Source organism: Candidatus Hepatincolaceae symbiont of Strigamia maritima (assembly GCF_055505085.1).
This window is the reverse complement of record NZ_DBKDTU010000188.1, coordinates 1-6601: the sequence shown is the minus strand read 5'-3', so window position 1 is coordinate 6601 and position 6601 is coordinate 1. Positions and strand designations below refer to the sequence as shown.

Genomic DNA, 6601 nt, shown 5'->3' with positions numbered 1-6601 from the left:
TATAAAAGTTCATAGATATATATTTTTTAATACCCAACTTCTCTAAAGCAAAACATGGTTTATTAAATAAATCTGATGTATATATTAATGAGGAAACTCCCTGAACAATAATAGCATCAATATACTGTAAAAAATAAACAGCATCAAAGTGCTTAATAATAGGTATATAATTTTGATAGGTATTTAATAAATTTATTTTCTTCTCAGTTGCAGGACTGAGCTTATGAAACAATACAATTATACCTATATCACAAGGTACCTTAGCAAATACATCTTCAATAAGGTGTATTTGACTAATATATTTAGTATTATCGGCAACCAAAAATCCTTCTGGTATTGACAAAGCCAATAAAATAATTTTTTTAAACTTCTTACGATAATAGTTTATATTTTCACAAATATCAGGGTTTCTATATTGTAATAATAGAGATTCTTTTAAATTATTAAATTGAGTTAGATCTTTTGTAGTTAATTTTAAATTATTAATCTCATCATAATATTTATTAGCAATCCCTTCAATAAATCTAGTATTATCTAATAAAATGTCTTCTCCTTTTAATCTTAATAATGGGTTAAAATAAGTATTAACAATAACAGTTTTTGGAAAAAGATGCAAAAAATGTTCTGTAGGACTCTCATAGGAAAGTATTAGATCTGGGTAGAAACCATTAAGCTTTTTATAGTATAAATCTTTATATTTTTGTACTTCTTCAGTATGAAGAGTATTAAAAAATAATTTGCTTTGGGCAGTTATAATATTATCTTCCACTAGTTGTAATTCTTCTTCAGATATAATAATAATATTATTATTAACTTCTGCTGATTTGATTATTTTTAGAGTTTCAGTATCCATCATGTTTTGCAAAGCATATTTATAACTTCTTGATCCTACTAGAATTTTTACTTTTAAAGTATTGGGTTTCTTTTCAGATAATTCAAATAATTTTATAGGGAATCTAAAAGTTATAACCCAAGCTCTGGGGTCAGGATTATTATTTTGTACCCATGGCTCTGTATATAATAGAATATTTATCGGCTGTTTAAAGATTAATTTACACATATATTTAAAATTCACCATATTTTGTTATTAACTCCTGTGTTGAAAGTTTAGATAAAATATCTATAGATATTGCCTTCTCTTTATTTAAAACTTCTAAAGATTTTTTTAAGACTATATCTACAAATTTTTGAAATATTATCACAGTTCCATCACTATCAGCAAAGATAACATCATTAGGAATAATTTCTATCCCCTCTATATTAATTCTTTGATTAACTTCTTCAACTGTAGCTCTTTTTCTTACATCAATAGCATTTCTGTTTCTATAAAAAACAGGCAAATTAAGTTTCTTTACTCTATCTAAATCTCTAGTAGCACCATTTATTATTACACCGGCAGCCCCTCTAATTAATGCCATTCTAGCATTTAAATCTCCAAAATATGCAAACTCTTTTTCCTCATTCTCAACTACTATAATATCGTTAGATACTATACTTTCATATGCATAGAGAGCATTATAAATTCCCTTAAAATCCTCTTCAGGCTTAAGTTTTCTTAATTTTAAAGTTTTTGTTCTACCTAAAATAGTAGTATTAGGTAAATTAACTTGTAGTCCGTTAAAAACTCCTCCGTGTTTTATTCCGGTATCTAACAATAAATCGTCTAAAAGATCTGATAATAAAGCAGAAGACAAAAAACTTTTTAACATCTGAAATTCTACAACTTCTTTATATCTTAATCCTTGAGAAATAGTCTCAGCAAAATTAAATTCTTCACAAGTGTTAACATCTATACTCTCATAATTATCTGTTTCTATAAATAAAATATTTTCCCCGTATCTCCGTTTATATTTTAAAGCGGGTTCTTTCTTTATAAGATATAATCCCATGGTTTCAATAATTGAATCTTCTAAAGTATTACTATTAGGAATATGATTTTTATCATACAGCGGTTGATTATTATTCCATAAATATTGCTTTTCTTTTTTTATTGCAATCGCACTATCATAATTAGAGCTTTTCAGAATTTCTATAGCTTTATCTATTTTTTGAGGAGAAAAAAACGGACTTGTACACAAAAATTGTAAATAAATATCAGCATCAGGATACTCTGCTATTTCATTCATCAAAAGAGCATGCCCATCTGTACTATTGCTAGCAAAGGCTTTAGCTCTTTTCATAAAATGAATTGGTAAATATTTTGCTAATTCATACATCTCTTCACTGTCAGAATCTAAAAAAACTTTATCAATATTTTTACATTGTAGTAGGATTTTTAATCCCCTAATAAAGAGACGTTCTCCATCTAAAAATTTCATATTTTTAGCTTTTATTCTATCACTAACAGATTTAGCAGGTAAAAATGCAAAAACTTTCATAGTAATCATAAGTAATAAACCTCATAAAATGAACATTCTAGCATTAACTATACAAATAAACTATAATATTTCATTTTTTTTCAAAAAACCTATTAAAACAGCAGATATTATTGAACCAATTAATATAGCAAGCATATATAATAAAGGATGATTAACTAAAGGAATCACAAATAATCCCCCGTGAGGTGCCGGTAATAATACTCCGAACAACATTGAAAGTCCCCCTGCAGTGGCAGCTCCTATGATACAACTCGGGAGAATTCGGTAAGGATCTGCTACTGCAAAAGGAATTGCTCCTTCTGTAATAAAAGAAGACCCCATAATATAATTCGTTACCCCTGATTTTCTCTCCTCATTACTAAATTTATTCTTAAAAAGTGTTGTAGCTAAAGCAATTGCTAAGGGTGGCACCATTCCTCCTGCCATTACCGCAGCATGCGGAGCTAAATTCCCAGCTTGTATTGCCATAATTCCAAAAGTAAAGGCTGCTTTATTAATCGGTCCTCCCATATCAACTGCCATCATACCTCCTAAAATAATACCTAAAACTATTAAATTTCCCTCATTTAAGGTATTTAAAAAATAAGTCATCTCTTTATTAATCGGTACCACCCACATTAAAATGATGTGCATTAAGATTCCGGTAATTAATAATCCGCACACAGGATATAATAACACAGGTTTCATACCTTCCAAGGAATTAGGAATCCTGCTAAAAATCTTTTTTAAGGCAATTACTACATACCCACCTAAAAAACCGGCAATTAAACCTCCTAAAAAACCTCCTCCTGTGGTTGCAGCCATTAAACCACCAACCATTGCCGGCATAAATCCTACTCTATCAGCTATGCTCATCCCGATAAATCCTGCAAGAATTGGTATCATTAAAGTAAATGCCCCACCACCTCCGATATCCATTAATAATTTAGCAAAAACATTAAAGGAAGGATCATTAACATCACTAGCTTTTATTCCGAATAAAAATGATAGAGCAATTAGAATTCCTCCACCTACTACAAAAGGTAACATATTGGAAACCCCATTCATAAGATGCCTATAAAAACTTGCATTTTCTGAAGTATTACCACTACTAGTCTTTAAACTACTTTTATTATAAATTGCTAAATCTGCTGTTAAGGCTTCTTTTATAAGTTCCTCAGGTTTCTTTATACCATTTACTACTGTAGTTATTAAAACTTTTTTACCAATAAAGCGCTCCATTTCAACTTTGGTATCAGCTGCTATTATTATGGCTTTAGCATTATTTATTTCCGCCACACTAAGTTTATTTTTTACTCCGACACTACCGTTAGTTTCTATCTTTAGAGCAATACCAAGTTCTTTTGCTTTTGCCAATAGAGAATTTGCTGCTAAATAAGTATGGGCAATTCCCGTAGGGCATGCTGTTACTGCTAAAAGTTCAAAGGTTTCCTGCTGTGTCTCTGTAGAGGCAATATTTGAACTTTTTTCTTGTTCATAATTAGCAATGATTTTTATTACTTCCTGAGCTGTTTTAGCAGTTAATAATGCTATTTTTAAATTATTATCCATTAACATAGTAGCTAATTTAGACAAAGTTTCTAAATATTCTGTATTAGCATTACTCGGTGCTGCAATCATAAAGAATAATTTGGTTGGATTTCCGTCTAAAGCTCCATACTCTATAGAATTTCTACTAATTCCGAAAGCAATTGCAGGAGCTAGTACCGTAGTATTCTTAGCATGTGGAATAGCAATACCATTCTCTACTCCTGTGGAGAATTGTGTTTCTCTTGTTAAGATTGCCTCTAAAAATATATTTTTATCCTGAAGTTTCCCCGCATTATATAGTATATCAACTAATTCAATAATTACTTCCTGTTTAGTGTTTGCTTGTAAATTAAGATTTATAGCATTAATCTCTAAAACATCAATAATTCGCATCATATTTTCCTCTATTCTTCAAAAAGTTACACGTGTAAATACTTTTGTATTACTATTAAATTATGCCTACCCTTTTTTAAGTTTTTGTAAAAACTTAATCAAAATCTTGCCATTATTCCAATACAAAATCACTAAATAATAGGCATCGCCTAAAAGATTAACTCCTTTATAGATAGAAAGAATTAATCCTGCAGTACAGTTACCCTATTTTCTTTAATTTAACTTTTGGTATTAATTTTTCTACCAAAGCTTTAGTACATAAATGTTCTGAAAATACCGTAGCAGCAGCACAAGCCAGAGCCATTATAAAACTCTCTTTGGCACTATTACCTTGAATAGTTGAAGCTATAAAACCGCCCACAAGAGAATCCCCTGCTCCCACAGTACTTTTCATAGTTCCTTCTAAAATTTCACTTGAAAAGATACCATCCTTATTAAATAATAATGCCCCCTTAGTTCCTCTGGAAATAATAATATTTTTAATACCTCTATTTTGTAAAACTTGTGCTTCTTGTATAATATCTTGAGTTGTAGATAAAGCTTTACCACAATATTCTTCTAATTCTGCTTGATTTGGCTTTATTAAAAATAACTCTTCCCCTACAAGGTTTTTTAAATTTTTACCCCTAGTATCTACTACTATTTTTACCCCTTTAGGAAGTAATTTGATAATTTGTAAATAAATATCCGATTGAACTACTAAAGGAATACTACCGGCTAAGACCACTATATCATTACCGGTAATTTTTTTAAGTTTTTCTTTAAATAAAGTAAGATGTTTTTCTGTAATTTCAGGGGCATTAGTATTAATTTCGGTTTCTGTATCAGCTATATTTAATTTAATATTAATTCTACTGTTTTGCATAATTTCAATGAGATCCGTAGTAATATTTTGAACTTTTAGTGTTTCTGTAAGATACTTTCCAGTCCACCCACCGATAAATCCCAAGGCAATACTAGAACATCCTAAATTATGCAATACTTTGGTTACATTAATTCCTTTACCGCCAATTATATAATTACTGCTAAAAGCATCATTAGTTGCTCCTAAATGTAATTCCGTAAGTTTCAGATGATAATCTATAGCAGGATTTAAAGTAACCGTATAAACTATTTTAGAAAGCATTAACTTTAAACCTAATTCCTGTGTACAATAAGCTTTCTATAAGTTGTATTTTATATTCTTGAGCACCTTTAGTTATAACTCGTTTTTGATATAAACTTGCCAGAACTTTATACCCTACTTCTAAATCCAGAACATTAGTTAAGCGATAATACACACCCAAGCCTACTTGTAATCTTGCATCTAAATGGGATGAAGGAGAGTGTACTGCTCTTACAACTTGCCCAAACCCAACACCTATTTTATAAAAAGTAATCAGATCTTGTTTTTTAGTTATTGAGAATAAATCTTGTTTAAAATTTATCATAACATGTTCAGTATTAATATAAGCATCCCCAAATTTACTATTGGTTACTACAGTATCGTTAATTTTATCCATATACAGAGTAAAATTAGTATATTCTATTTCAAAAGTAGCTCTAATATCTATTAAATAATATCCTAATAAATAATTTTGATTAATATACAACAAAGGAAAACTGCCTTTACTATTTATTATATTCCAGTCATTTTTATCTTTATTCCAATTATAATCCACTGCCATAAATTGTGAATATAGATTGTAATATATATTGTATTGGAAATATATATAATTTCTACTTTCTAAATTGGCTCGCAAAGTTGGTACAATAGACTGACCTATTGTACTGATTATTGGCTTACTAACCCTAGTATTTTGAGCGTTTAAGTTAATATCTTGAACTTCACCTTCTAATACTGGTGTTTCTTCTACCGGTAAAGAGGTAGATATGGTATTATCAAGAGTTTTACCCTCAATATTATCGGTCTCATCACTTGCAACAGCAGTGGCTATCGTTTCTTTTGCATTATCACCTAAATTCTCTTCCGTGGTAGGTTGTACAGGAGGAGGTGTAGCAGGTGGTGTTTGGATATTCGAAAAATCAAAGTTATATTCATCATCATCTTCGGCATATACTATATTAGTACCTATTTCTAACAATATTATTGCTATACAAAAAACCAGTATTTTTTTTATTTTCATTCTTAAAAATCCATAACCTGGCGGACAGAGAGGGATTCGAACCCTCGATGGGCTATTCACCCATACTCCCTTAGCAGGGGAGCGCCTTTAGCCACTCGGCCACCTATCCTAATTAAACCCATGTATTATCTTTTAATCTTAGTATATACCATAATAATATTAAATTAATTAATT

The 6601-nt window shown here is 29.9% G+C and carries 5 protein-coding genes and 1 tRNA gene; all 6 read right to left on the bottom strand.

Going from position 1 to position 6601, the window contains the following annotated elements:
* Positions 1-1078, bottom strand: a 1078-nt coding sequence (locus ACQCX0_RS05090) for a hypothetical protein (RefSeq protein ID WP_465029890.1), incomplete at its 3' end; no start/stop codon positions are given.
* The gene (locus tag ACQCX0_RS05085; RefSeq protein ID WP_462563084.1) at positions 1065-2387 is read right to left on the bottom strand and encodes an RraA family protein; all 1323 of its coding nucleotides are present in this window, start codon (positions 2385-2387) and stop codon (positions 1065-1067) included. The genes ACQCX0_RS05085 and ACQCX0_RS05090, both read right to left, overlap by 14 nt.
* Before the next feature lie 51 nt (positions 2388-2438).
* Entirely contained in the window at positions 2439-4304 is a 1866-nt protein-coding gene (locus ACQCX0_RS05080) for a PTS fructose transporter subunit IIABC (protein ID WP_462563083.1), read from the bottom strand.
* A 196-nt stretch (positions 4305-4500) separates the two neighbouring features.
* On the bottom strand, positions 4501-5427 hold the full coding sequence (gene pfkB / locus ACQCX0_RS05075; RefSeq protein ID WP_462563082.1) for a 1-phosphofructokinase: 927 nt from the start codon (positions 5425-5427) through the stop codon (positions 4501-4503).
* Entirely contained in the window at positions 5417-6427 is a 1011-nt protein-coding gene (locus ACQCX0_RS05070; RefSeq protein ID WP_462563081.1) for a hypothetical protein, read from the bottom strand. Before ACQCX0_RS05070 ends, pfkB begins: the two co-directional genes overlap by 11 nt.
* 18 nt (positions 6428-6445) lie before the next feature.
* Positions 6446-6536: transfer RNA gene (locus ACQCX0_RS05065), tRNA-Ser, on the bottom strand.
* Positions 6537-6601 lie beyond the last annotated feature (65 nt).

Excerpts from the sequence above, each read along its gene's own strand:
- ACQCX0_RS05080 (WP_462563083.1), bottom strand. The coding sequence starts at position 4,304 with ATGATGCGAATTATTGATGTTTTAGAGATTAATGCTATAAATCTTAAT.
- ACQCX0_RS05070 (WP_462563081.1), bottom strand. The coding sequence starts at position 6,427 with ATGAAAATAAAAAAAATACTGGTTTTTTGTATAGCAATAATATTGTTA.
- pfkB (WP_462563082.1), bottom strand. The coding sequence starts at position 5,427 with ATGCTTTCTAAAATAGTTTATACGGTTACTTTAAATCCTGCTATAGAT.
- ACQCX0_RS05085 (WP_462563084.1), bottom strand. The coding sequence starts at position 2,387 with ATGATTACTATGAAAGTTTTTGCATTTTTACCTGCTAAATCTGTTAGT.